Source organism: Actinokineospora terrae, from assembly GCF_900111175.1.
Classification (GTDB): Bacteria; Actinomycetota; Actinomycetes; order Mycobacteriales; family Pseudonocardiaceae; genus Actinokineospora; species Actinokineospora terrae.
The window spans coordinates 354,452-377,829 of record NZ_FOGI01000008.1 but is presented as its reverse complement, the minus strand read 5'-3'; the positions used below and the strand labels follow the sequence as shown (position 1 = coordinate 377,829).

At 68.9% G+C, this 23,378-nt stretch carries 28 protein-coding genes and 1 tRNA gene; 26 read left to right on the top strand and 3 right to left on the bottom strand.

Annotation, left to right across the window (positions count from 1 at the left end; all coding sequences use genetic code 11):
• Positions 1-14 precede the first annotated feature (14 nt).
• From BMY07_RS20525 to BMY07_RS20445, 20 genes are all read left to right on the top strand, one after another.
• A complete protein-coding gene (locus tag BMY07_RS20525; protein WP_092780858.1) occupies positions 15-251 on the top strand; it encodes a hypothetical protein in 237 nt (78 codons plus the stop codon).
• Entirely contained in the window at positions 251-1,003 is a 753-nt protein-coding gene (locus BMY07_RS36070; RefSeq protein WP_092780855.1) for an NUDIX domain-containing protein, read from the top strand. The genes BMY07_RS20525 and BMY07_RS36070 overlap by 1 nt, the downstream gene beginning before the upstream one ends.
• Positions 1,000-1,452, top strand: a complete 453-nt coding sequence (locus BMY07_RS20515; protein ID WP_092780852.1) for a DUF3307 domain-containing protein — start codon at positions 1,000-1,002, stop codon at positions 1,450-1,452. Before BMY07_RS36070 ends, BMY07_RS20515 begins: the two co-directional genes overlap by 4 nt.
• Positions 1,452-1,883: an RRQRL motif-containing zinc-binding protein gene (locus BMY07_RS20510; protein WP_218150699.1), complete on the top strand. Its 432-nt coding sequence runs from the start codon at positions 1,452-1,454 to the stop codon at positions 1,881-1,883. Before BMY07_RS20515 ends, BMY07_RS20510 begins: the two co-directional genes overlap by 1 nt.
• A gap of 81 nt (positions 1,884-1,964) precedes the next feature.
• The gene (locus tag BMY07_RS34440) at positions 1,965-2,117 is read left to right on the top strand and encodes a hypothetical protein (RefSeq protein ID WP_177215669.1); all 153 of its coding nucleotides are present in this window, start codon (positions 1,965-1,967) and stop codon (positions 2,115-2,117) included.
• A 208-nt stretch (positions 2,118-2,325) separates the two neighbouring features.
• A complete protein-coding gene (locus BMY07_RS20505) occupies positions 2,326-2,856 on the top strand; it encodes a RapZ C-terminal domain-containing protein (RefSeq protein WP_218150698.1) in 531 nt (176 codons plus the stop codon).
• Entirely contained in the window at positions 2,853-3,050 is a 198-nt protein-coding gene (locus tag BMY07_RS20500; protein ID WP_092780843.1) for a hypothetical protein, read from the top strand. The genes BMY07_RS20505 and BMY07_RS20500 overlap by 4 nt, the downstream gene beginning before the upstream one ends.
• Complete coding sequence (locus BMY07_RS34435) at positions 3,037-3,183, top strand: hypothetical protein (RefSeq protein WP_177215668.1); 147 nt, start codon at positions 3,037-3,039, stop codon at positions 3,181-3,183. The genes BMY07_RS20500 and BMY07_RS34435 overlap by 14 nt, the downstream gene beginning before the upstream one ends.
• 325 nt (positions 3,184-3,508) lie before the next feature.
• Positions 3,509-3,670: a hypothetical protein gene (locus BMY07_RS34430; protein ID WP_177215667.1), complete on the top strand. Its 162-nt coding sequence runs from the start codon at positions 3,509-3,511 to the stop codon at positions 3,668-3,670.
• A 106-nt stretch (positions 3,671-3,776) separates the two neighbouring features.
• Positions 3,777-4,031: a hypothetical protein gene (locus BMY07_RS20495; protein WP_092780838.1), complete on the top strand. Its 255-nt coding sequence runs from the start codon at positions 3,777-3,779 to the stop codon at positions 4,029-4,031.
• Complete coding sequence (locus BMY07_RS20490; protein ID WP_092780834.1) at positions 4,028-4,849, top strand: hypothetical protein; 822 nt, start codon at positions 4,028-4,030, stop codon at positions 4,847-4,849. Before BMY07_RS20495 ends, BMY07_RS20490 begins: the two co-directional genes overlap by 4 nt.
• Positions 4,846-7,125 (top strand): FtsK/SpoIIIE domain-containing protein, encoded by a 2,280-nt coding sequence (locus tag BMY07_RS20485; RefSeq protein WP_092780831.1) that lies wholly within the window; start codon positions 4,846-4,848, stop codon positions 7,123-7,125. The genes BMY07_RS20490 and BMY07_RS20485 overlap by 4 nt, the downstream gene beginning before the upstream one ends.
• 346 nt (positions 7,126-7,471) lie before the next feature.
• Positions 7,472-8,629 carry a hypothetical protein gene (locus tag BMY07_RS33780; protein ID WP_143073562.1) on the top strand — a complete coding sequence of 386 codons (1,158 nt, stop codon included), beginning with the start codon at positions 7,472-7,474 and terminating at the stop codon, positions 8,627-8,629.
• 96 nt (positions 8,630-8,725) lie between these two features.
• Positions 8,726-9,556, top strand: a complete 831-nt coding sequence (locus BMY07_RS20470) for a PP2C family serine/threonine-protein phosphatase (protein WP_092780819.1) — start codon at positions 8,726-8,728, stop codon at positions 9,554-9,556.
• A gap of 88 nt (positions 9,557-9,644) precedes the next feature.
• On the top strand, positions 9,645-10,199 hold the full coding sequence (locus BMY07_RS20465) for a DUF2742 domain-containing protein (protein ID WP_143073561.1): 555 nt from the start codon (positions 9,645-9,647) through the stop codon (positions 10,197-10,199).
• Positions 10,196-10,540: a hypothetical protein gene (locus BMY07_RS20460; RefSeq protein WP_092780813.1), complete on the top strand. Its 345-nt coding sequence runs from the start codon at positions 10,196-10,198 to the stop codon at positions 10,538-10,540. Before BMY07_RS20465 ends, BMY07_RS20460 begins: the two co-directional genes overlap by 4 nt.
• Positions 10,537-10,695, top strand: a complete 159-nt coding sequence (locus BMY07_RS33775) for a hypothetical protein (protein ID WP_218150697.1) — start codon at positions 10,537-10,539, stop codon at positions 10,693-10,695. The genes BMY07_RS20460 and BMY07_RS33775 overlap by 4 nt, the downstream gene beginning before the upstream one ends.
• 148 nt (positions 10,696-10,843) lie before the next feature.
• On the top strand, positions 10,844-11,950 hold the full coding sequence (locus BMY07_RS20455; protein ID WP_245782516.1) for a DUF3631 domain-containing protein: 1,107 nt from the start codon (positions 10,844-10,846) through the stop codon (positions 11,948-11,950).
• A 1-nt stretch (position 11,951) separates the two neighbouring features.
• Positions 11,952-12,140 carry a helix-turn-helix transcriptional regulator gene (locus BMY07_RS20450; RefSeq protein WP_092780807.1) on the top strand — a complete coding sequence of 63 codons (189 nt, stop codon included), beginning with the start codon at positions 11,952-11,954 and terminating at the stop codon, positions 12,138-12,140.
• Positions 12,140-13,561 carry a tyrosine-type recombinase/integrase gene (locus BMY07_RS20445; protein WP_092780804.1) on the top strand — a complete coding sequence of 474 codons (1,422 nt, stop codon included), beginning with the start codon at positions 12,140-12,142 and terminating at the stop codon, positions 13,559-13,561. The genes BMY07_RS20450 and BMY07_RS20445 overlap by 1 nt, the downstream gene beginning before the upstream one ends.
• 136 nt (positions 13,562-13,697) lie before the next feature.
• Here BMY07_RS20445 and BMY07_RS20440 read toward each other — a convergent pair.
• Positions 13,698-13,771: transfer RNA gene (locus BMY07_RS20440), tRNA-Leu, on the bottom strand.
• 144 nt (positions 13,772-13,915) lie between these two features.
• On the opposite strand from BMY07_RS20440, the gene BMY07_RS20435 reads away from it, so the two are divergent.
• Positions 13,916-14,515, top strand: a complete 600-nt coding sequence (locus BMY07_RS20435) for an ANTAR domain-containing response regulator (RefSeq protein ID WP_177215666.1) — start codon at positions 13,916-13,918, stop codon at positions 14,513-14,515.
• Between the two features lies 1 nt (position 14,516).
• On the opposite strand, the gene BMY07_RS20430 is transcribed toward BMY07_RS20435, so the two are convergent.
• Positions 14,517-16,388 (bottom strand): fibronectin type III domain-containing protein, encoded by a 1,872-nt coding sequence (locus BMY07_RS20430; RefSeq protein WP_143073560.1) that lies wholly within the window; start codon positions 16,386-16,388, stop codon positions 14,517-14,519.
• 265 nt (positions 16,389-16,653) lie between these two features.
• On the opposite strand from BMY07_RS20430, the gene BMY07_RS20425 reads away from it, so the two are divergent.
• The 5 genes from BMY07_RS20425 to BMY07_RS20405 all read left to right on the top strand — a co-directional run bounded on the left by BMY07_RS20425 (position 16,654) and on the right by BMY07_RS20405 (position 22,317).
• On the top strand, positions 16,654-17,886 hold the full coding sequence (locus BMY07_RS20425) for a branched-chain amino acid ABC transporter substrate-binding protein (RefSeq protein WP_092780795.1): 1,233 nt from the start codon (positions 16,654-16,656) through the stop codon (positions 17,884-17,886).
• 75 nt (positions 17,887-17,961) lie between these two features.
• Entirely contained in the window at positions 17,962-18,891 is a 930-nt protein-coding gene (locus BMY07_RS20420) for a branched-chain amino acid ABC transporter permease (protein WP_092780791.1), read from the top strand.
• A complete protein-coding gene (locus tag BMY07_RS20415) occupies positions 18,888-20,726 on the top strand; it encodes a branched-chain amino acid ABC transporter permease (RefSeq protein ID WP_092780787.1) in 1,839 nt (612 codons plus the stop codon). Before BMY07_RS20420 ends, BMY07_RS20415 begins: the two co-directional genes overlap by 4 nt.
• Positions 20,723-21,607, top strand: a complete 885-nt coding sequence (locus BMY07_RS20410; RefSeq protein WP_092780784.1) for an ABC transporter ATP-binding protein — start codon at positions 20,723-20,725, stop codon at positions 21,605-21,607. The genes BMY07_RS20415 and BMY07_RS20410 overlap by 4 nt, the downstream gene beginning before the upstream one ends.
• Entirely contained in the window at positions 21,604-22,317 is a 714-nt protein-coding gene (locus tag BMY07_RS20405) for an ABC transporter ATP-binding protein (RefSeq protein WP_092780781.1), read from the top strand. The genes BMY07_RS20410 and BMY07_RS20405 overlap by 4 nt, the downstream gene beginning before the upstream one ends.
• Positions 22,318-22,904: 587 nt before the next feature.
• Here BMY07_RS20405 and BMY07_RS20400 read toward each other — a convergent pair.
• Positions 22,905-23,345 (bottom strand): hotdog fold thioesterase, encoded by a 441-nt coding sequence (locus BMY07_RS20400; protein ID WP_092780778.1) that lies wholly within the window; start codon positions 23,343-23,345, stop codon positions 22,905-22,907.
• Positions 23,346-23,378: the final 33 nt, after the last annotated feature.

The following is a 23,378-nucleotide window of genomic DNA, read 5'->3' as shown; positions in this document are numbered from 1 at the left end:
GAGAGGAAACAGCGGTGTACTACGACTTCTTTCCGGACGGGCTCACCGAGTCTCGGATCGACGCCCTGATCGCGGAGATGGCTGGTCAGGCTCAGCCTGTGCGGGTGCCGTCGCCGTTTGCGGACCGCGAGATGGACTTGCGCCGCGAGCGTCGCCGGTCGAACCGTTCGAGTGTTCAGGCGACTCGGGTGTTGGGTGCGCATCTGCGCAGCACGCCGATGACGGCCTCGTCCCTGGGCGAGGTGGCGTAATGGCGAGCGTTGGCTACGTCGCGTCGGAACACCCGGGGCACCCGGTTCCGGCGGGGCTCAGGTCCTGGTCGACGTTGTGGGCGGGGTACCGGCCGGTGGACATCACTCCGCCGGAGCTGCTGCCTCCGGGGTTGGCGGCGAGTGTGGCGCAGGGGTGGGCTGAGCCGTACGTGAGCCCCCAGGATGTGCCGGACTGGGAGCGCAGGCGGGCGGCGGCGTTGGTGCCGTTCACCTTCGCCGGTGGATGGCCGTTGAACCCGACCGGTCGCACCGGGTGGGCGGGACGGAACCTGGGGCGTTGGGGTGAGAACCAGGCCGCGGACCCGGTCGTGATCGCCGGATCGGGAGCTGAGCGGCGGGTCCTGTTGATCCGGCGTCGTGACGTCGGTCAGTGGGCGATCCCCGGCGGCATGGTCGATCCGGGCGAGACCGCTCCCGCGGCGTTGGTGCGGGAGTTGCGCGAGGAAACCGGCGTGGATCTCGCCGCGATGACACCGGTGATCCTGGCCCGTAGGTACGTCGACGACTGGCGCACCACGGACCACGCGTGGGTGACCACCACGGTCGCCCTGTTCCGGCTGCCTACCCGCGTTCTCGCCACCGCTGGCGACGACGCGGCTGACGCGGGGTGGTGGCCCTTCACGGGGGTCGACCACTTGGCGGGCTTGCTCGCGAGCGTCGGCGGGCTGTACCCCGCGCACCGCGCGCTGCTGCGGTTGGTGCCGGACGCAGACCTGGCGGTGGCGTCGTGAGCGCGGCGGAGGTGTTCGCGGCGGTGTTGCCGGGGTTGTTGGTGGCGCACAACGTGGCCGATCACTGGGTGCAGACCGATCACCAGGCCGCGCACAAGGGCCGCAGGGACACGACGGGCCGGTTGGCGTGTGTGTCGCACGTGGCGTCGTACACGGTGGTGACCGCGGTGACGGTCGGGGTGTTGTGGTGGCTGCTGGATCTGCGGATCGGCCTGGTGGGGTTCGTGGCCGGGCAGGTGGTGAGCGCGGTGACGCACTACTGGGCCGACCGGCGCTTCACCCTGGCGTGGCTGGCCAGGCTGACCGGGCACGCCCGGTTCGCCGCGCTCGGTGTGCCGCGTGCCGGGCGGGACGACAATCCGAGCCTGGGCACCGGCGCATACGCGTTGGACCAGTCGTGGCACTGGGCCTGGCTACTGGTCGCGGCCCTGGTCACGGCGGTGGCGTGATGGGACGGCGTCAGTTCCCGTGGGTGTTGGCCACGGTCGCCTGGTCGCAGTCCGAGGAGTTCACCCGGGGCACCCACCTGGGGCTGCCGTTGTTGTCATGGGGGCTCGCGCCCCGTGACAAGGTCGCCACCCGGCGCCAGCTGCGCGGGATGGGACTGCGCCCGAACGGCCAGGAAGCGGTGGCCTACCTGTACTTCCGGTGCCGCCGGGCGAACAAGCAGGTGTTCGCCGAGTTGTTCCTGATCAGCGGTGCCGCGCCGCACCGTCCGGCGACACCGGCACAGCACACCGCGATCGCCAAGGCCAACCTCGCCAAACGCATCTGCCGCACCTGCGGCCGCGACGCGGGCTACATCGTGCCCCGCGAGACCGGCCAGTGCACCGACTGTTGGCTGGCCGATCAGTCCACACAGGAACCGGTAGCCGCCTAGTCAGTCCACCGACCCGGTGGGCCGAACAGCTCGTGTTTCACCAGGCATCAACACCCCAACACGCAACGGAAGGCATCAGCCATGGGCAAGCGCAATAACGACAACTCCGACGACAAGGACCAGATGTTCCGGTTCGTCGACGCCGACGCGCGATACCACGAGGGTGTTGCCCGGTTCGAGGAGGACTTGCGCGAGCTGGGCGTGCACGTCGAAAACCCCGACGACCCGCGCTGACCCGATCGAAAACCGCCACCCACCGAGAGGAAACAACCATGGACACCTGTCTGGCCTGCTGGCACGCGGGCGAAGGCGACACCGTCCACTGCGAAAAATGCCCGTGCTGCAAGGTCTGCAAGGAACACCGCATGGCGGGGTGCCCGCTGTGCGAGGACTGACCCACCCCACGTCAACGCCCCTGCCGACGATCTCTCGCGTCGGCTCTGTGCCCGGACCGGCGGCCTACTCCGGCAAAGAAGACGCCGCCGGTCCGGTCCACCCCAACACCGCCCTCAGGGCGGGTCAGGAGAGCACCAGAATGGCCTACCAGCCCCATTTCGACAAACCGCCGGTCGTGCGGATCGTCTCGTTCGGGTATCTGCACAGCACCCCGCCCGCCGCTGACCTGGTGGTCGACGTGCGGCAGCTGCTGCGTGACCCGGCCCGTGCCCGCGACGGCGGTTTGCTGGACCTCGACGGGCTCAACCCGTTGGTCCGTGACGCGGTCATGACCACCCCGGGCGCGCTGCACCTGGCCGATGGTGTGTTCACCGCGGCGTTCCACCTGCACACCCTCGCCCGCAAGCCGGTCACCGTCGCGTTCGGCTGCGCCGGAGGCCGACACCGCTCGGTGGCGCTGGCCGAACACGTCGCCGCCCTGCTGCGCACCGACCCCACCAGCGACACCGCGATCCCGGTGTCGGTGCGGCACCTGCACGTCCACCTGCCCCGCGTGCTCGACGGGGATCAGCGATGACCCCCGACGAGCACTACCGATTGGCCGAGCGGTTGATGGAGTCGCGGGTGATCCGGCAAGGCCCGTGGGCCGATCTTCCGAGTGAGAAGGCACCCCCGCTCCCCGATGCCGTCGCTCGCGCACAAGTCCACGCCACGCTCGCGCTGATCGGCACGCTGCGTGTCCTGGAAGGGGAACCCGATGACCGGCAATGACATCGCACGAGGCGTCGAGGTCATCGTCGCCGCGCTGCTGGGCAACGACCCCACCGGCGACACAGCGGTCCCGGTGTCGGTGCGGCACCTGCACGTCCACCTGCCCCGCGTGCTCGACGGGGGGCAGCGATGACCGAGAACAACACCCAGGGCCGGGGGCAGGTCGGCGGGGCGTTCGCGACGGCCGACTGCCCTTCGTGTGGCGCGTTCGTGTCCCTGGCCGGAAGCGGTCGACGGGGAGAGCAGGTCCGAATGACCGGGACCTGCCCGAACGGGCACGCCGTGTTCTTCAACACCGTGATTCCCTGAAAGGGGTTGGCAATGCCATACCAGGAGCAGCGCCGCGGCGCTGGCGCGGTGACGTCGTGTCCCTTCTGTGAGTGGCCCGGTGGACACGCACCCGCCTGCCCGCGCGACACCGCGCTGGTCGGCGCGATCGCGTTGGTCGGGGGTGCGTGATGGGCGATGTCGTGCACATCGGCAAACGGTCGTGGTGGGACAGCACGGTCACCACGCTGTGCGGGCTGAAGTTCGCCAAGGACAACAACACCCGGCAGATGTTCGCCCGGGGGAACCTGTGCCCGGCCTGTGAGGCCGCGAAGAAGGGGGGCCGCAAGTGAGTGTGTTCGAGACCGACGAGGAGTACGACGACCTGTGCTCGTGCCGGTGCCCGCGGCTGCCCGGCACTCACGGGTCCGGCGAGTGCGCGAACGCGGAGGCAGGCAAATGAGCGCGGTGTTGATGTTGCTCACGGCGCTGGCGCTGGCGCTGCTGGCATTGGCGATGATCCGTCTGTGGAAGGTGTTGGCGGTGGCCGCCGCGATCGCCGGTGCACAGTGGACGATCATGCAGGCCGGTGACGCCGGGATCCAGTTCGCGGCGCTCGCGGTACCGGCGCTGATCGCGGCGTTTGTGATCCTGCGGTTGGTGGGCGACCGGCCTGCCGGTATCGGTGGTTGGGGTCAGGGGGTGCGGGCATGACCAGCGCCTACCCCGTCGCCATGGACACGCTCGTGGCACAGGTCAAGGCCCGTGCGATCGAGCTGGGAGAACTCCCGTCCCGCAACCGGATCAAGACCGAGTTCAAGGTGGGCGCCCCCAAGGCCACCGCCGTGCTGGCCGAGTTGGAGGGGTTCGACCCCACCCGGCGCCTGCACGCCGTCCCGCCAACCGACTTCGAGCGGGCTGCCGAACCCGTCCACGGCACCGAGTCCGACCAGCCCGCCCCGGTCGAACCCACGTCGCCCGCCGCCACCACGGAGCAGGGCGATGCCGAGCAGGTCGACAGTGCCGTGAGCCCGGGTCCGGCCCCTGCGCCGGTCGCGGTCACCACGGTGGGGACACGACGGCGGGAGCGGGTGTGGACGCATTCGCTGGCGCTGCTGATGATCGCTGTGAGTGCGTTCGTGGCGATCTGGGGTGGCTGGGTCGGGCTGGGCACGCTCACCGGGTTCGGCGAGGTGGCGCTGCTGCCCGGGATCGTCGACGGGTTCACGATCGACTCGGCGATCACCCTGCCGCTGGGCATGGAGGCCTACGCCGCGTTCGCGTTGCGGGTCTGGCTGACCGGAACCCGGACCCGCACAGCCCGCCGGTTCGCGAAGTGGTCCGCGATCGGCGCGTTGGCCCTGGGTGGGTTCGGGCAGGTCGCCTACCACCTGATGACCGCCGCCGGGATCACGGTCGCGCCGTGGGGGATCACGACGTTCGTGTCCTGCCTGCCGGTCGCCGTGCTCGGCTGTGCCGCCGCCCTGCTGCACCTGCTGCGTGAGCACCCTGACGAGGAGGTGACCCGATGACCGCCCCCAGCGCCATGCCGGACCCGGACGAGGAACCCACCGGGGGCACGCTCGTTCCGTTCCCCGGCACGGCCATCCCCTCCGGTAAGGAAACACCGCTGGTGACCGGTGTCGCGGACCCGGGCACGGTCGCGGGCGAGCTGGTCACGGCGGAGGAGTCCGCGGAGCTGGACCGGCGGCTGCCGCACGGCCCGGCCCGGGGGACAGGACCGGTGCGGCTGCTGCCGCGAACCCGGGCACTGGTGGTCACCGTGGCCACCCACCAGCGGACCCGCCGCGCCGGGCGGATGGTGGTCCGCAACGCCGGGTACGCGGTGGCCGGGTCCAGGATCCGGCTGGCGGAACGGCGGGCACGCCGCAAGCACCTGGACCTTGAGCAGGCGATCACCACCCTGCGGGTCAACGGCAAGTCGGCCGACGACTTCCGGGTCCTGCGGGAGCTGGAAGACACGTTGGAGCGTCGCCGGACCGGGCAGGCCCAGCGCGGTCGGGAGCACCGGATCGAGGTGCTGCGCTGGACCGGCGGCACCCTGGTGGTGCTCGCCTGCGGGCACGTGGTGCTGCTCGGGTACGGGGTGGCGCAGTCCATCGCCGGAACCGGGTCCGTGGCCGCACAGTGGCAAGGCATCACCGACTTCTGGACCACGGTGGCGTCGGTGTCGCCGCTGGGTGACTACTGGTGGGGATGGGCACTGGGTGGCGCTCTTGGGTGGGCCGCCCGGTGCATCCCGGTCGGCCGTGCCCGGGGCACCCTGCCCACCTGGGCCGGGGACACCGACCCGGTCCCCGCTGACGGGCGCAGCATCATCCCCGACGAGTCCGCAGTGCTCGGTGCCCTGCGCCACCTGGGCGGGCTGCCCGCGCTGCGCCAGGCGTTCAAGGAAGGGTGGGGCACCTCGGTCGTCCCGACCTGGGTCCAGCCCCCGCACATCGACGGCAAGGGCTGGCGCATGCAACTCGTGCTGCCCCGGGGCGTGCCGGTCGAGGAGATCGTCAAACGCAAGACCGTCCTAGCCCACAACCTCGTGCGACTGCCCATCGAGGTGTGGCCCACCGAACCCAAGAACCAGGCCGGAGTCCTGGACCTGTGGGTCGCGAACCCCGGTGTTCTCTCGGGGCCGGTGGAGCCGTGGCCGCTGCTGCACGAAGGCACCACCGACTACTTCGCCGGGGTGCCACTCGGGGTCAACATCCGCGGAGACCTGGTCACCGGCCGACTCTCCGAAGCCAACTACGCCATCGCCGGGATCATGGGCTCCGGCAAGTCCACCCTCATCATCACCCTGATCGCCGGGGCCATCCTGGACCCGCTCGTGGACGTCGACGTGTTCGTACTGGCCGAAAACGCCGACTACGACCCGTTCGAACCGCGTCTGCGGACCCTGCGCACCGGCGCCAACCCCGACACCGTCGCCGCCTGCGTGCAGACCCTGCGCGACCTCTACGCCGAGCTGGAGATACGCGGCAAGGCGCTGAAAGAACACGGCGAACGCGCCGTCACCCGCAAACTGGCCGAAAAGGACACCCGGCTACGACCCCGGGTCATGGTGATCGACGAGTGCCAGGCGCTGTTCATGGACGCCGAGTACGGAGAGGAAGCCGCCGACACCGCACAGCTGCTGGAAAACGCCGCCCGCAAGTACGCCATCACCGTCGTGTTCGCCACCCCCGAGGCGTCCACGGCATCACTGCCACGCAAGCTCATGGCCGTCACCTCGTGCAAGGCCTGCTTCGCCATCGGCGACCAGCAGTCCAACGACGCCGTCCTGGGCACCGGAAGCTACAAGGCAGGCATCTCGGCTGTCTCCCTGGAACCCAAGACCCCCGAAGGACCGGGCGACATCGGCACAGCCATGACACGCGGGATCATGGGCAAACCAGGCCTGATGCGCAGCTTCTACCTGCGCAAAGACGCCGAAGTGGACGAGGTCACCCCCATCGTCGAACGTGCCCTGACCCTGCGAGGGGGACACGACACCATGCCGGGCGAGGACACCGGACAGGCCGACGACGTGGACTTCCTCGCCGACCTGCGCCACGTCATCGGCACCGACAAGCGGGTCCGCACCATGGTCCTGCTCTCCCGCCTGGCCGACCACAACCCCAGCCTGTACGGAGACTGGACGTCCAAGACCCTCAAACCGGCCCTGGACGATGTGGAGATCCCCGTCCGCAAGAGCGACGGTGACAGCGTCGTCCGCGCCGACGACGTCATTCAGGCAATCACGGAGCGCGAGGTCGGTGCGGTGTCGGACGACGATAGTGACGTCGACTAGCGACGCGACCACGGCAGGGAACCGGTCAGGGAAGCACTGAATCCCAGGGATTTTCCCCTGACCGGTTCCCTGACCACCATCCCTGCACCTACCTGTGACAACACCGCGCAGGGAAGATCCATCACGACCCGGCTCCGACCTGCGAAACCGCCTCGCGCGGCCCATCACCATCCCTCCCGCGGTCATCCCTGACCGTCGAACCAGGCGCCCGACGACGGTCCGCGCGCTCCTCGACACGTCCACCGATGACCACTCAAAGTAGTCACAAGTTGTCCACTTCGGAGAGCCTGCGGCCATCCTCGCCGCGCCTCTGAATCGCATACAGGCAGGGGGACACGACGCCGTCATGTGCAGAGATCACCGACGCTGCCCCGGCAGCGGCACCGCCCGCGCCAGGGCACTCAACACCGCCAACCGCCGCGTCCAACGAGCACGCAACGCCCTGCGTACCGCCACCGCCGGCGGCGAACAGAACGCTATCGACACTGCGGCAACACGCCTGGAACGTGCCCATCAGGCCCTCGCGGCCGCGCACGCCGCGCACCCACACACCCCGCGCCGGCAGGAACAGCCATCCACCGGCCCCGAGGCCACCGCAAAGTCCACTTGCGACAAGGCCGACATCCCTGAGAGCGCTGCCGAAACAGGGGACGCGACACCCTCGCTATCGGATCGCCCGGCCGCGCCGCAACGTCGTCGTGGCCGCGACGCTGCGGATCCGGCGACGAAGACGGCAGGTCGCTCTGAAAGCGACGCCGCAAAGGCCAAGCGCCGACTCCAACAGACCCGCGACAAGTTCCGTGCGGCCGAAGCCGCGGAGCAGCTCGAACGCACGCACGCCGCCCATCCGCCCACCCAACGCGAAAAGCCGCAACCCCCCACCCGTACCGACGCCACCGGACAGTCCGCCCGCGACACCCCAACCCCGACAGGGGACACGACAGGTCCTGACAACGTCGAAAGTTTCCTGAGCAGCACGAACACCACGCCTCCCAGCGACGCGGCCAAGAAGGAAGCCGACCTGTCCGATGTCCACTCGCGACACCTGTACGACGACGAACCCGCCCCCGACGAGGCCCCTGCCCCTGCGTACACCTTCCGAGAGGGCAACAACACCAACAACTTCTTCGTGGGCAAGTCGCTCACCGTCACCCACGACGACCGCGTGGAGGTGTACTCCAACAACGACGGAGAGCTGCACCTCCGGTCCCACCCGACCAACGGCCGACCGGTGACCATCCACAACGCTGACGGCAGCATCACACGCGTAACCCCACCTGGCCACGGGGACACGACGCAAATCGACGACCACATCGAGTACATGACGCGCATGGCCGAACGAGCGGCACGACAGGCCGAACGAGCTGCCGAACAGTTCGCCCGCAGCGGAGACGTCACCGACCCGTACGTCACCACCCGCACTGACGCCAACGGCAACATCATCCGCACCACCGCGGCAGGCAACGTGGACATCGCCATCAAGGGCACACCGCGAAACCCCTGACCACCTCGGGGACACGACGACCGGACTCGGAGTCCTCGGACAGGTCGCCGCCCTCACCAGCCTCGCCAACCCCACGCCCGCACCGGGAGAGAACCTGTGAGCACGCCCCAGATCACCGTCGCCACCGCCACCCGCGTCGGTGACCGCACGGCCAACGCCGACGCCGCCACCGCGATCACCAACCAACTCGGGACCTGTGCCGCCGTGGTCGACGGCATCGGCTCCACCCCCCAGGTCTGCGCCGCCGCCCGCCTGGCCGCCGACGTCGCCGCCACAGTCGGATCCCACCGCGGCGCACAGGCCGCGATCATGGCCGCCGCCGACACCATGCCCGAGCACCCCGACGCGCCCAACGCCGTCGCCGCCGTGGCCAGCATCGAACCCGGCGGCCGCATCGAGATCGCCCACGTCGGCGACGCCGCCGTCTGGACCTGGGCCAGCCCCGGACACCTCACACGGTGGACCGCCGACCAGACCGCCGGTGCCCAGATCGACCACATGCGCACCAACCCCGCCCTCACCGACGACGACCGCCGCAAGCTCGACGACATCGTCGACGTCCTCGGTGACTACGTCCTCAACGGACTCAAGTACGCCACCGTCTCCACCGTCGCCTGGACCACCGTCCGCGACACCACCCCGCGGCTGATCCTGCTCACCACCGACGGCATCCACAAAGTCCTCGGACCAGGCCACATGAACGGCCTGATCAACCGCCACCACGACGACCCCCAAGCCCTCGCCGACGCCCTCGTCACCAAAGCCGTGGAACCCGGTGACCGCCTCGCCCACGACCAGTACGAGGAAGCCATGTGGATCGCCGTGACCACAGGCGCCAGCCACATCCGGCCGATCGTCCCGCTCCCCCTCGGTGACCGCGACAACGCCACCGCCGCCGTCATCCACATCGCCCACCACACCGACTGACCACCCACAACCCCCGTGCCGCGTGGTGCCGCCCACCGCGCGGCACGGGACCCCACCCGTCTCGCTCTCCCGCCCACAGGAGACACCCATGTCCCGAATGCCGTGGCTCAGCCCGTCCGATCCCGCTGCCATCCGCGCCTACCTGGCCACTCACCGCCCCAGCCCGGCAGCGGTGCGCTCCTGGGCTGGTCGCGTTCTTGCCAACCGCGCACCCCGTGGTCCCGTCCCGCTGGCGGGCACGCCGGAGTGGGGCGCGTTGGACGACCACGACCCGCGAAAGCTGCACGGGGCACTGATCGCGGCGGTGGCCTACATAGATGAGTCCACTCCCGCGGCGATCAGCGCCCGGCTGCGCCGAGAGATGGAACTAGTTGATCAGGCCGCCGCGCAACGTCTGCGGGACAGCGTGTCCGAGTTGCACGGCAGCCGCGGATTCGGCGGTTGGTGGCACCCCGACCACGCCACTCTCGTCCGGCTTCGCGCCACCCACCCCTGCGAACAATGCCGGACTGCCACCGTTGTCCACCCCCAGCGGGTCTGCGAACGGTGCACCCAGCCCGCCACACCCCAGACCATCCGCGCCCGAGCCACCGCGTCCTGGGCACGCCACGACCACCGCGACACCCGGCGCGACGCGGCATGAGCGTCTACGCCAACCCTCGCAGCGACCTAGTCGCCCTCCGTGACGGCCCCCGTCACGGCCGCTGGTTCTTCTACCGCGACTGGCTCACCACCCGCAGCGCAAGCCGCCGCATGCGCTACCCCCTCGATCACCACTGCGCCGCGACCCGCTGCTACCTGCCCACCACCGACACCGCCACCAACACCGACCCCAACGCCATCGCCCACGGCCACACCCACGCCCGCATCTGGACCTGGGTCACCCCAGCCCAATGGCAACGGTGGGGTCGCGAGTACCTCACCCCCGAAGAGTCCGCAGGCGCCAGCTGGCCCGACATCGAGCAGACGGGAGAGGCAGCGTGAACGTCCTGTCGCTGACTGACCGAGTGGCAGATGGGCTTCCCCCAGGACTGGACGCTGCCCGCGTCACCGCACTCGGCAACGCCGTCATCCCCGCCATCGCCGAACACATCGGACGACTCGTCCTCGGAGTCAACAACCAACGGGACGTCGCATGAGCACCCTGAACAAGCCGGAGACAGTGTCATGACCGCAGCGCTTCGCGTCGTGCCCACGACACCACCGGTACCCGGACATGTTGTCCTGGACCAGGTGCGTGACTTCGTAGCGCGGTTCTCCGCGTTCCCGAACGAGCACTGCGCGCCGATGCTGGCGTTGTGGTACGCCCACACCTGGGTGATCGACGCCTTCTACATCACCCCGCGGCTCATCCTTTCCTCTCCCGAGCCGGGTTCGGGTAAGACGCGTGTCCTGGAGATCGCCCAACACCTCACCAGGCAACCGGAGATGACCGCGGGTGGGTCGGCCGCCGCCCTCGTTCGGATGGTCGCGGCCGGGCCTATCACGATTCTGATGGACGAGGTCGACACCGTGTTCGGGGCCAACGGCGCTGGCAACGAAGAGGTGCGGCAGATGCTCAACCTCGGATACAAGCGGACTGCCACCATCCCCAAGACCAAAGGCGACCCAGCCAGCGGGTTCACTGTGGAGCGCCTACCGATCTTCGCCCCGACCGCCCTGGCCGGGCTCGCCGGACGAATGCCCGACACCATCACCACCCGCGCCATCACGATCCACCTGCGCCGCCGTCGCCACGACGAAAAGGTCGAGGCCTACCGCGAAGCAAAGATCATCCGCCAAGCCGAACCCCTCCGGGAAGCGCTGAGCACCTGGGCCATCAGCGCCGGGGAACGACTGGTAGGCACCGAACCCGAGATGCCACCCGGTGTCGACGACCGACCCGCCGAGATCTGGGAACCGCTCCTGGCTATCGCGGACGAAGCAGGCGGGCACTGGCCCATGACCGCGCGGGCGGCGTGCACGCACTTCGTGTTCGACAAAAACACAACCCCATCACTCGGTGTCCGCCTGCTCGGAGACCTCCGCGCACTGTTCACCGAAGCAGGCACCGACCGGATGCATAGCGCCGAAATCGTGGCACGCCTTCGCGCGATCGAGGACGGGCCGTGGTCAGACGTGGGCGGCAAGCCCATCGACGCACAGCGGCTTGCCAGGGAACTCAGCCTGTACCACGTCGCCCCCATGACGTTCAAACACAACAGCACCAACGCAAAAGGCTACGTCACCTTCCCCACCGGCACCCAGGTAACCCAAGTCGGATTGGCCGACGCCTGGGCACGCTACCTAGGCGTCATGGAGCAGCTTGATTCGGCTGCTGGATCGAGTTCTGACGTCCACGAGACTCCAGGGCTGATCGACAACCACGCTGGCCACTTCACCGGAGGTGTCTGACATGGCTTCACCCAGGCGACGTCTGACCATCGCTCAGGTCTGCGATGACCTCGACATCTCCCGGTCGACCTTCTACGAGTGGCGCGCGAAGGGGCGCGCGCCGCGTTGCCTGAAGCTCCCCAATGGGGAGATCCGAATTCGTGCGGCCGACTACGACGCCTGGCTGGACTCCCTGGAAGAAGCCGCCTGATGACCGACACCACTTTCAAAGTTCGGATATGGACGACAGAAGTGTGGAAGGGAAAGACCACGACCACCTACACCGTCCGATGGAAGGTGGCCACGAAGCGGTGCAAGGAGTCGTTCAAGACTTCCACCCTCGCAGAGAGCTTCCGGTCTCAGTTGGTGACCGCCGCGAAGCAGGGTGAGGCGTTCAACGTCATTACCGGCCTGCCCGTGTCGATGACGCGCAAGGAAGTCGTCAGCATGAGTTGGTATGCGTTCGCGTGTCGGTACGTCGACATGAAGTGGGACGAGTCCGCCGGTAACTCGCGAAAAGGTGTCGCCGAGACACTCGCCAACGCCACCGTCGCGATGATCGAAGACGCTCGATCCAGACCGGACGACAAGACGATCCGGCGAGCACTCAATGGGTGGGCGTTCAACTGCGGCCGTCGTGACAGTCAAGCCCCTGACGACGTTACCTCCGCCTTGGAGTGGATCGCAGCCAACACGCGACCGGTCGCGTCACTGGGAGACGCGGCTCACCTGCGGGCGATGATGGCCCAGATTTCGAAGAAGCTGGACGGCAAGCGGGCGGCGCCAGCCACAATCAGGCGTAAGCGTGCTGTGCTGTACAACGCCATGGAATACGCGGTCGAGAAGGAGCTTCTTCCGGCCAACCCGATCCCAGGACTCAAGCTGAAAGTCCCGAAGCCAGCAAAAGCGATCGACAAGCGGGTCGTTGCCAACCCAAGCCAGGCCGCCAAGCTCCTTGAAGCTGTACGTCGGCAGAAGCCCAGCGGCGGGCGGTTGGTGGCGTTCTTCGCCACGATGTACTTCGCCGCCGCACGGCCCGGGGAAGCGGTCAACCTCAACATCGCGGACGTGTCGATCCCCAAGGCCACATGGGATGAGGCCCGCCAGGTATGGCAGCTCCCGGAAGGAGTGAAGGAGGATGGCGGGGAACTGGTGTTGTCGGAGTCCGCGCCCGAAACCGGTGCGGCGTGGAGTGAGACCGGCACCCGCCGCGACCGGCGGCAGCTCAAGCACAGGGAGAAGGGCGATAGCCGCAGCGCCCCCTGCCCGCCGCAGCTGGCGGTGCTGCTACGCGACCACATCCGCCTGTTCGGTCTAGACCCCGACGGGTACTTCTTCCGAGGCCATCGCGGCACAGGGCTGATGTCGGAGTCCACCTACAGCCGGGTTTGGCGCAAGGTCCGCAAGGAAGTCCTCTCGGACGAGGAATACGCGTCACCTCTTGCTCGTCGGGCCTACGACCTGCGCCATGCCGCGGTTTCCACCTACCTCGCTGCCGGTATCCCGCCCCAGCAGGTCGCCGAGTGGGCAGGGCACTCCCTTGAGGTGCTGTTCAAGATCTACGCCAAGTGCCTGGCCGGACAGGAGGACGTCGCCCGCAAGCGGTTGACCAATGCGTTCAAGGTCGACTGACCCGTGCCGATCTCGGCACGCATTCGGCACAGACACCCGTGAACGACCCTTCACGGCCGGACACGGTCGGACAGGCATGCAACAGGCCCTGCCAGCGTTCGCGCTGGTCAGGGCCTGTTGCGTGAGCTCATGGGAGTGCCCCCGGTGCGATTCGAACGCACACTGGACGGATTTTGAGTCCGCTGCCTCTGCCGGTTGGGCTACGGGGGCGTCGGGGGGTGACTCTACGGGATGGGGGTGTGGGGGGTGGGGGGTGGGTGTCAGCGCGATCACGCGTGGTGGGGAGGGGGTGGGGGGCTACCTGGCGGTATGGTTCAGGCTCTGTCTTTCCTGGTTAAGTGGAGGAGGACCACGGTGAGCGATCTGGCTGCCGAGGCCCGGCCTGCCCCGCGGCGGGTGTTGGTGGCTGAGGACGAGGCGTTGATTCGGCTTGACCTGGTCGAGATGTTGCGGGAAGAGGGGTACGAGGTCGCCGGGGAGGCGGGGGATGGGGAAGAGGCTGTCCGGTTGGCGGGGGAGCTTCGGCCCGATCTGGTGATCCTCGACGTCAAGATGCCGCGGATGGATGGGATCGAGGCGGCGACGATGATCGCGGGGGAGCGGATCGCGCCGGTGGTGATGTTGACCGCGTTCTCGCAGCGGGAGCTGGTGGAGCGGGCGCGCGACGCGGGGGCGATGGCGTACCTGGTGAAGCCGTTCGCCAAGCACGACCTGGTGCCCGCGATCGAGCTGGCGGTGAGCCGGTTCGCCGAGGTGCAGGCGCTGGAGAACGAGGTCGCGGGGCTGACCGAGCGGCTGGAGACCCGGAAGGTCATCGAGCGGGCCAAGGGGCTGCTGATGAACAAGCAGGGCCTGTCCGAGCCCGAGGCGTTCCGCTGGATCCAGCGCACCGCCATGGACCGGCGGACCACCATGAAGGCCGTCGCCGAGGCCGTGGTCGACAACATCACGTAGCTCACGTGGTGGTGAATTGGGTCAGGGTCGAGCCGCGGGTGCCGTTGGTGCCGATGACTCTTACTTCTACTGTGTGCTCGCCCACCGCGCGGCCTGTTAGGGCTACCGGGATCGCGTAGCGGCCTGCGGGTGCTCCGGTGTGGGATGACGTAGGCAGGCTGGCTGTCATTCGGCCGTCTACCCATAGCTGGAAGCCTTGGACGCCCTCCAAGCTGCCGGTGTCCCATTGGGCGGCGGTGCCGGTGAGGGCCACTGTGATGACCAGCCTTCCCTGTGCGGGTATGGAAGGCGTTGTCAGCGGACGGCCGGTGGAGTCGCCCAGGGTAAGAGTCGCCGTTGGTAGCGCGTCGACGGTCGGGCGTTGGCGGTTTGTGCGGGCGGGTTGAGTCGTTGTTCGGACTGACGCGATGGGGCCGGGGACCAGTTCGAGGTAGCTCTCTTGCACTAGCGCGCCCTGACCGGCTCCAGGTGCGCGTACGACTAGAGGCGACAACGAGTCGGAGCCGTTGCCTCCCAATAGAGACTGCGGCACGTCGGCGATCACGGTCACCACTGACCCAGGCTCAGGCGGCGGTGGCGCTACCGGACGCGCAGGCAGTATCGCCGTGCCCAGTTGGATCCAGCTAGCGCCGACGTCCATCCCCGGCGACACCACCATGGTCACCACAAGACGGGCAGACAGTGCTGTAGCCAATGGACGGCGCAAGATGCCCGCTGAGGGAGCCGTTGCTGACGGGTCCAACACCTGCCGGGTAGCCAGGTTGACCGGCGTCTCCACTACCTGCGGAACCGGCGACGCCACCCCCGTGAACCCCGCCGACGCCACATGTACCCGCGCCCGCCGCCCCTCCGGCCCCCGCACACCCACCAACAACCATGCCGAACGCCACGACGGCACCACCGGCGACGACGCGATAACCCTGCCGTCCTGCGACAGCGTCACCCCGGTCGTAGTCACCCTGACCTCGTACAAGTGCAACGCCCCGGCCCCGCGCGGCCCAGGAGCCGCTACGAACTCCCCACGCGAACCGACCCGCGCGCCCGTGTCGTCCACAACGGCCCGCACCGTCCCCAGCGGCAACGACCCCGCGCCGTCCACGGATCCCACCCGGTCCGCGGGCCCTGGCACGAGGTCCAGCGTCAGCCGCCCACCGGGGCCCGCCGCGTCGGTCACCACCGCGACCCGGCCGAGGTCGCCGTCCGGTGTGGACTCGTCGAGGACCATCGGCGCACGCGCGCGCAAGACCGCCTCATCCGCGCCACAACCGAGGTCGATCGGTAGCCCTACCTCGCCAACGGCACGTGCGCCCAGGTCGACGCACCCGCGGTAACCGGACAGGTGCCAGAGTGACCCGACCGTGTCCGCGCGCAGGCTCGAATCGTCCGGGAAATCGTCGACGAGGCCGGTCAGGCCGTCGCGCCAGGAAGTGTCACCCGGTCCGGGATTCCCCTTTGCCAGCACGGGCCCCGAAACCTGGCCGAACGCGTCGACGGCGCGTACCTCGATCCGGTATTCCCGGCCGTCGACGAGCCCGTCCAGCTGCGTGTCCGCGGTCGCCACCAGTCGGGTACCGGGTGACTGGTCCGCGCCGCTCCACCGGACCTCGTATCCCGTGGCCCTGGCCGCTTCCGCCCACGACACCAGCAGTCGCCCCGGCGCCGCGCGGACCCGGACGTCACGCGGAGTGTCCGGTACTGCCCCGGCTTCCGGTAGCACCACGTCATCGGCGGCGAAGCGGCTAACTCGTTCCGGCGACGGCATCGGCGCTGGTCCAGGCTTCGGAGGCTCGACCGGTGCCCGCAGCAGCACCACGGCCGCACCGATCGCGAGCACGGCGGAACCCCAGGCCAGGACCCGGTTTCGCAGTCGCACGCCCCGCACCCTAGGTCCGCCGGTGACAGCGTGTGACGCGTTGTTGTGAAGTTGAGACCGGGTCATGGTCGCGCTGTTCATGCCCGGATGTCCGGAGTGCGGACACGGCCCCATACTTTCGTTGCAGTCTGGTCACGAGGAGCCCAGGTGCGTGACTACGTCGCATTCGGTCACTACTTTCCGGCGCAACCCTCCAACAGGTATGAGGGCGAGGTTCGGCATGCTTACACGCATTGTCCGGACGAAAGCGGAGAAGGGACATCACGTGCGAAACCAGACGGTGAAGGCCGCGGTGCTGGTCGCTGGCGCGTTGTTGCTCGCAGCCTGTGGCACGAACAAGACCGAGTCGGGCTCCGGCGGGGGTAACAACCAGAGTTGCGACCAGAGCAAGGGCACCCTGGTCATCGGCGTCATCGCGCCGCAGTCAGGTGGCCTGTCCGCGCTCGGTCTCGGCATCCGGAACTCCGCGCAGCTCGCGGCCGCACAGGCCAACGAGAAGTGCGCTACGCCGGGCTACAAGCTCGAGGTGCAGACCGAGGACGACCAGGCGACCGCCCAGGTCGGCGCCCAGGCGGCGACCCGCCTGTCCTCCAACGCGAACGTCGTCGGCGTCGTCGGCACGCTGAACTCGTCGGTCGCGCAGAGCGTGCAGCCGATCCTCAAGGGCAAGAACATCGTCCAGGTGTCGCCCGCCAACACGAACCCCTCGCTGACCCGCGGCGCCGAGTACGGCACCGCGCCCAAGCGCCAGTTCGAGAACTACTTCCGCGTCTGCGCCACCGACGACCTGCAGGGCCCGTTCGCGGCCAAGTACCTGGTCGGCAAGGCGGGCAAGAAGTCCATCGCCATCATCACCGACGGCAAGACCTACGGCGAGGGTCTGGCCGCGGAGTTCAAGAAGCAGGCCGAGAAGGACGGCGCCACCATCGTGGCCACCGCCAAGGTCGGCGAGAAGGACACCGACTTCAGCGGTGTCATCGGCACCATCAGCGGCTCGAAGCCGGACGCGGTCTACTACGGCGGTGAGTACCCGCAGGCCGGTCCGCTGTCCAAGCAGCTCAAGGACGCGGGCCTCAACATCCCCGTGATGGGCGGCGACGGCATCTACGACGGCAAGTACATCGAGCTCGGCGGCAAGGAGGGTGACCTGGCGACCTCGGTCGGCGCCCCCACCGACACCCTCGACACCGCCAAGGCGTTCGTGTCCGCGTACAAGGCCAAGGCCTACAAGGACGACTTCAGCGCGTACGGCGCGTTCTCCTACGACGCCACCAACGCCATCATCGGCGCGCTGTCGAAGACGCTGACCGGCGGCGGCGAGTGGTCCGAGGCCAAGCGGGCCGACGTGATCAAGAACGTCCAGTCGTACTCCGCGGAGGGCGCGACCGGCGAGGTCAAGTTCGACGAGTACGGCGACAGCACCAACAAGCTGCTGACCGTCTACAAGGTCTCCGGCGGCAAGTGGGTGGCTGACGAGACCGGCACCTTCGGCGGCTGAGCCGGAACTTCTTGTCCAACCGCACGTGGCGGGGGCGGGCCCACCAGCCCGCCCCCGCCGCTCTTGGAGGTAGACGTGGCCACGCTGCTACAGCAGCTCATTAACGGCCTGGTGCTGGGTGGCTTGATCGCGCTCATCGCACTCGGCTACACGATGGTGTACGGCATCATCCAGTTGATCAACTTCGCGCACGGCGAGGTCTTCATGGTTGGCGGGTTCGCCTCGCTCGCCACGTACCGGTACTTCCTCCCGCCGAGCTGGCGCAGCGACTGGTGGCTGGCACTGCCGTTGATGGCCATCGGGGGTGCCGTGGTCGCCGTGGTCCTCGCGGTGGTCATGGAGCGCTTCGCCTACCGGCCCCTGCGCAACGCACCCCGCCTGGCACCGTTGATCACGGCGCTCGGCGTCTCGGTCATCCTCAAGGAGGTCGTCCGCCTCGGCTACCCCGGCGCGACCGCCCCCGTCCCCTTCCCCCGCGCCTTCGTCGACCACCAGTTCCGGTTCGAGTTCTTCGACGGCACGGTGAACATCGGCTCGACGGCGATCCTGATGATCGTGGTCTCCATCGTCGGCGCCATCATCCTGCAGACCTACATCACCCGTTCCCGGATGGGCCGCGCGATGCGCGCGACCGCCCAGGACCCGGACACCGCCCGGCTGATGGGGGTCAACCCCAACCGCACGATCGTGCTCACCTTCACCATCGGTGGCGCGCTGGCGGGCATCGCGGGTGTGCTCTACGGCATCCACATCACCAACGTCGACACCGAGGTCGGCTTCCTCTACGGCATCTTCGCCTTCACCGCGGCCGTGCTCGGCGGTGTCGGCAGCATCAAGGGCGCCGTCATCGGCGGTTTCGCCATCGGCCTGATCAAGACCCTCTCCGGGCAGTACTTCCCCGGTGGGACGCAGTACGACCTGGTGTGGATCTTCGTCCTGCTGATCGTGGTGCTCGTCTTCCGGCCGCAGGGCCTGTTCGGTGAGCCGGAAAGGGTGCGCGCGTGAAAGAGTGGATCGAGTACCCGGACGGCTGGATCTGGCTCGGCCAGGTCCTGCTCGCCATCGCGGTCGTCATCGGCGTGGTGTACGTGCTGCGCCTCGGCTGGCGCGCGGCGTCCGCCTTCCTGGCCACGCGCCCGGCGCTGGACCGCCCACTGGGCCTGACCGGTGGTGTCATCGCCGTCGTCGGCGCCCTGCTGCCGTGGGTGACCTTCCGCCTCAACGACGGTCCCTACCCGGACAAGGCGACCCTGCAGTTCTTCGACGCCCCCTTCGCGCTGAGCGGGTTCCGCCTGCACACGCTGGTGCTGGGCGTCCTCGCCATCGTCGTGCTGTTCCTCCCGCTGCCGCGGCGCAGGGTGCTGCGCGCCCTCGGCCTCGGCGCGATCGGCATCGCGCTGGTGAACATCCTCTTCCCGGTGATCGACGGCGGCGGTCTCGGCGCGATCACCTCCGACGGCGAGAACTTCGCCTTCGGCGGCATCGCGACCCTCGTCGCGGGCCTGCTGCTGCTGTTCGCCGCCAAGACCGGTGGCGTGCTGGAACCGGTGCCGCACTGGAAGTCCGCGGTCCCCAGGCTCGTCGCCTACGCGGTGCTGGTCATCTCCTTCGTCGTGCTCCTGCTCGTCGTCGCGATGATGCTCAACGCCGGCGGTCAGGGCGGTGTCGGCAACCCGTACGCGGGCCCGATCTTCCTGTCCCTGCTCGCCTTCCTGGCCGGTGTCCTCGGTGCGCTGCAGGCGATCGGCCTCACCACCTGGATCTCCGCGCTCTCGGACCAGCACAAGTGGTTCAGCGTCGTGGTGCTGCTGCTGGTGGCGCTCGGGTTGCCGTTCACCGAGGCGGGCACCGACTACTGGATGACCACGGCGGCCAACATCGGCGTGTACGCCGCGACCGCCATCGGCCTCAACATCGTCGTCGGCCTCGCCGGTCTGCTCGACCTGGGGTACGTGGCGTTCCTGGGCATCGGCGCGTTCGTCGCGGCGAACTTCTCCGGTGCCGCTGCCGCCGCGTTCGACATCGAGCTGCCGTTCGTGGTGGCGGCGATCATCGCCGCGGTCGTGGCAGGCATCTTCGGCGCGGTCGTCGGTTCACCGACGCTGCGGGTGCGCGGTGACTACCTGGCCATCGTTACCCTCGCCTTCGGTGAGATCTTCAAGAAGGCCGCGCAGAACAACATCGGCGACCTCACCGGTGGCGCCAACGCCATCCCCAACGTTCCGCCGATCAACTGGTTCGGCCAGTCCTTCGACAAGCCGCTGACCATCGGCTCCGTAGAGCTGCCTTCCGGCGTTCTCTACTACGTGCTGATCATCGTGCTGGTGGCCCTGGTCATGGTGGTGTTCGCGAACCTCAAGAACTCGCGCATCGGCCGTGCCTGGATCGCCATCCGCGAGGACGAGGACGCGGCGCGGGCCATGGGCATCAAGACCGGGCAGGCGAAGATCCTCGCCTTCCTGATCGGCGCGACGCTGGCGGGCCTGGCGGGCGCGGTGTTCGCGCACAAGACGTCCACAGTGGCCTACGACAGCTTCCAGTTCATCGAGTCGGTGACGCTGCTCGCCGCGGTCATCCTCGGCGGCATGGGCTCCATCCCGGGCGCCGTGCTCGGTGCCGCGCTGCTGCTGGTGCTGCCGGAGAAGCTGCGCGAGTTCTCCGACTACCGGCTCATGCTGTTCGGCCTGGCGCTGGTGCTGATCATGCGCTTCCGGCCGCAGGGCCTGGTGCCCGACCGGCACCGCAGGGCCGAACTCGCCGACGAGGGCGCCGACGGGGTGCCGATCGAGGAGCTCAACGTGCACGACACCCCCGGTGACGAGAAGGCGGTGACCCGATGAGCGCGCCCCCGGTGCTCGCCGCCAACAGCGTGTCGATGGTCTTCGGTGGCCTCACCGCGCTGTCCAACGTCAGCCTGCGCCTGCAGGAGGGCCAGATCCTCGGGCTCATCGGGCCCAACGGCGCGGGCAAGACGACCTTCTTCAACTGCCTCACCGGCCTGTACTCGCCCACCACGGGCAACGTGCAGCTGCGCGGCAAGGTCCTGCCGACCGACCCGGCCGCGGTGACCGTGGCCGGTGTCGCCCGCACCTTCCAGAACATCCGGCTCTTCCCCAGCATGACCTCGCTGGAGAACGTCCTGGTCGGGCGGCACGCGCGGATGAAGCAGGGCCCGCTGGCCTCGCTGTTCCACGGCCCGGCCTACCAGCGGGGTGAGCGGGACGCGCGCGACCGCGCACTGGAGCTGCTGGAGTTCGTCGGGCTCGGCAAGGCGCACGACGAACTGGCCCGCAACCTGCCCTACGGCGACCAGCGCAGGCTCGAGATCGCCCGCGCGCTGGCCACCGACCCGAAGGTGCTGCTGCTCGACGAGCCCACCGCGGGCATGAACCCGCAGGAGACCGAGGCGACCCGGCAGCTGATCTTCGCGATCCGCGAGACCGGCGTCGCGGTGGTCGTCATCGAGCACGACACGAAGTTCATCTTCTCGCTGTGCGACCACGTCTCCGTGCTCGTGCAGGGCCAGCTGCTGGTCGAGGGCACGCCGGAGGTGGTGCGCGCCGACCCCAGGGTCATCGAGGCGTACCTGGGCAAGCCACCGGACGAGGTCGAGGCCGAGGTCCGCCAGTACGCCGAGGAGGTCGCGCACGGCGGCCCGGAGGCGACCCAGGTCATCCAGCCGGTCCGCGACCAGGACGGCCACGAGGGAGGCAAGCGGTGACCGCACTGCTGGAGGTGCAGAACCTCAGCGTCGCCTACGGCGCCATCGAGGCCGTCCGGGACGTGTCGTTCGCCGTCGGCGAGGGCCAGATCGTCAGCCTCATCGGCAGCAACGGCGCGGGCAAGACCACGACGCTGCGCACCATCTCGGGTCTGCTGCGGCCCAAGTCCGGCACCATCCTGCTGGAGGGCAAGCCGATCGCCGACCTGGCCGCGCACACCATCCTGGAACGCGGCGTCGCGCACTGCCCCGAGGGCCGCAGGCTCTTCGGCCGGATGACGGTCGAGGAGAACCTGCAACTCGGCGCCTACGTCCGCAAGGACTCCGGTGTCGCGGCGGACATGCAGCGGGTGTACGACCTGTTCCCGGTGCTCGGCCAGCGCCGCACCCTCAAAGCGGGCCTGTTCTCCGGCGGCGAGCAGCAGATGCTCGCCATCGGCCGCGCCATGATGTCGCGCCCCCGCCTGCTCATGCTCGACGAGCCCTCCATGGGCCTCTCGCCGATCATGACCCAGCGGATCTTCGACACCATCAAGGAACTGCAGGCCGCGGGCACCACCATCCTGCTGGTCGAGCAGAACGCCCTGGCGGCGTTGGCGCTGTCCGACCGCGGGTATGTGGTCGACCTGGGCCGCACGACGCTGGAGGGTCCGGGGCATGAGCTCCTGGCCGACGAGCGCGTGCGGGCGGCTTATCTGGGTGAGGACTGAGGGATTCCTGAGGTTGGGGCCGCATCCGGGTGTTCCCGGGTGCGGCCCTTTCCTTTGTGGACAGTTGTGGTGACGGGGCTGGTTGCCGGGTTTTGGGCGGCTTTGTCTTCTGGTCGCCGATGTGGGTTACCTGCTGGGGCCCGACGTGGCGATTCCTGGCGCGACATTCACTCGGCTCAGCGACAGAAGTTGTCCACATGTGGATCTTCGACGGCCCGTTCCAAGATCGCCTGTCGGTGGCCGCCGGTAGACTGGCACTGGGACGCCCCCCGGAGTGGGTGGGGGCTGGGCGAGGGTCCTCGCGGGCGCGCGAGACGGCGGTTGTGGGCAGCCGTGGACGTGCTGGGGGCAGGTCGTTCGACGGGGGATCGGGGCAGGCCGGGGGCGGGGATCGCCTGCGGCAGGCTGGGGCAGGGGAGCGCTGTGCTGTCGGGCGAACGCGGGGCTGTCGGGCGGGAGTGGCACAGCCGTGCGGGAGTGGTGATCTGGGGCTGGAGCGGCGCAATCGGGCGAGATTGAGGCTGTCCGGCCAGGAGGAGCGGTGATCTAGGGCCAAAGCGTCCCAGGAGCACGGCCGGGCGCCAGGCCTACGCGGGTGGGGTCTCGCCGGGGGCCTTGGTGATGGTCACGCAGGTCAGGCGGGCGGTGCAGGTGCGGCGGTCGTGGTCGTCGGTGATGGTGATCTCGAAGGTCGAGGTGGTGCGGCCGACGTGCAGTGGGACGCAGACCGCGGTGACCAGGCCGGAGCGGACGGCTCGGTGGTGTGTGCAGGACAGTTCCAGGCCGACCGCGAGCTTGCCCTCGGGGGCGTTGAGGACCGCGGCGATCGAGCCGAGGGTCTCGGCGAGGACGGCGTTCGCGCCGCCGTGCAGCAGGCCGTAGGGCTGGAGGTTGCCCGCCACCGGCATGGTGCCCACCAGCCGGGTGGGGGTCCAGTCGGTGATGTCGATGCCGAGCTTGTCCGGCAGGAACTGGTCGGCCACCTCCGGGCGCGCCCCGGGCAGCTTGTCGCGGTCGATCCCGCTCATGGGTCCTCCGAAGGGTGTCGGTGCCCCACCCTA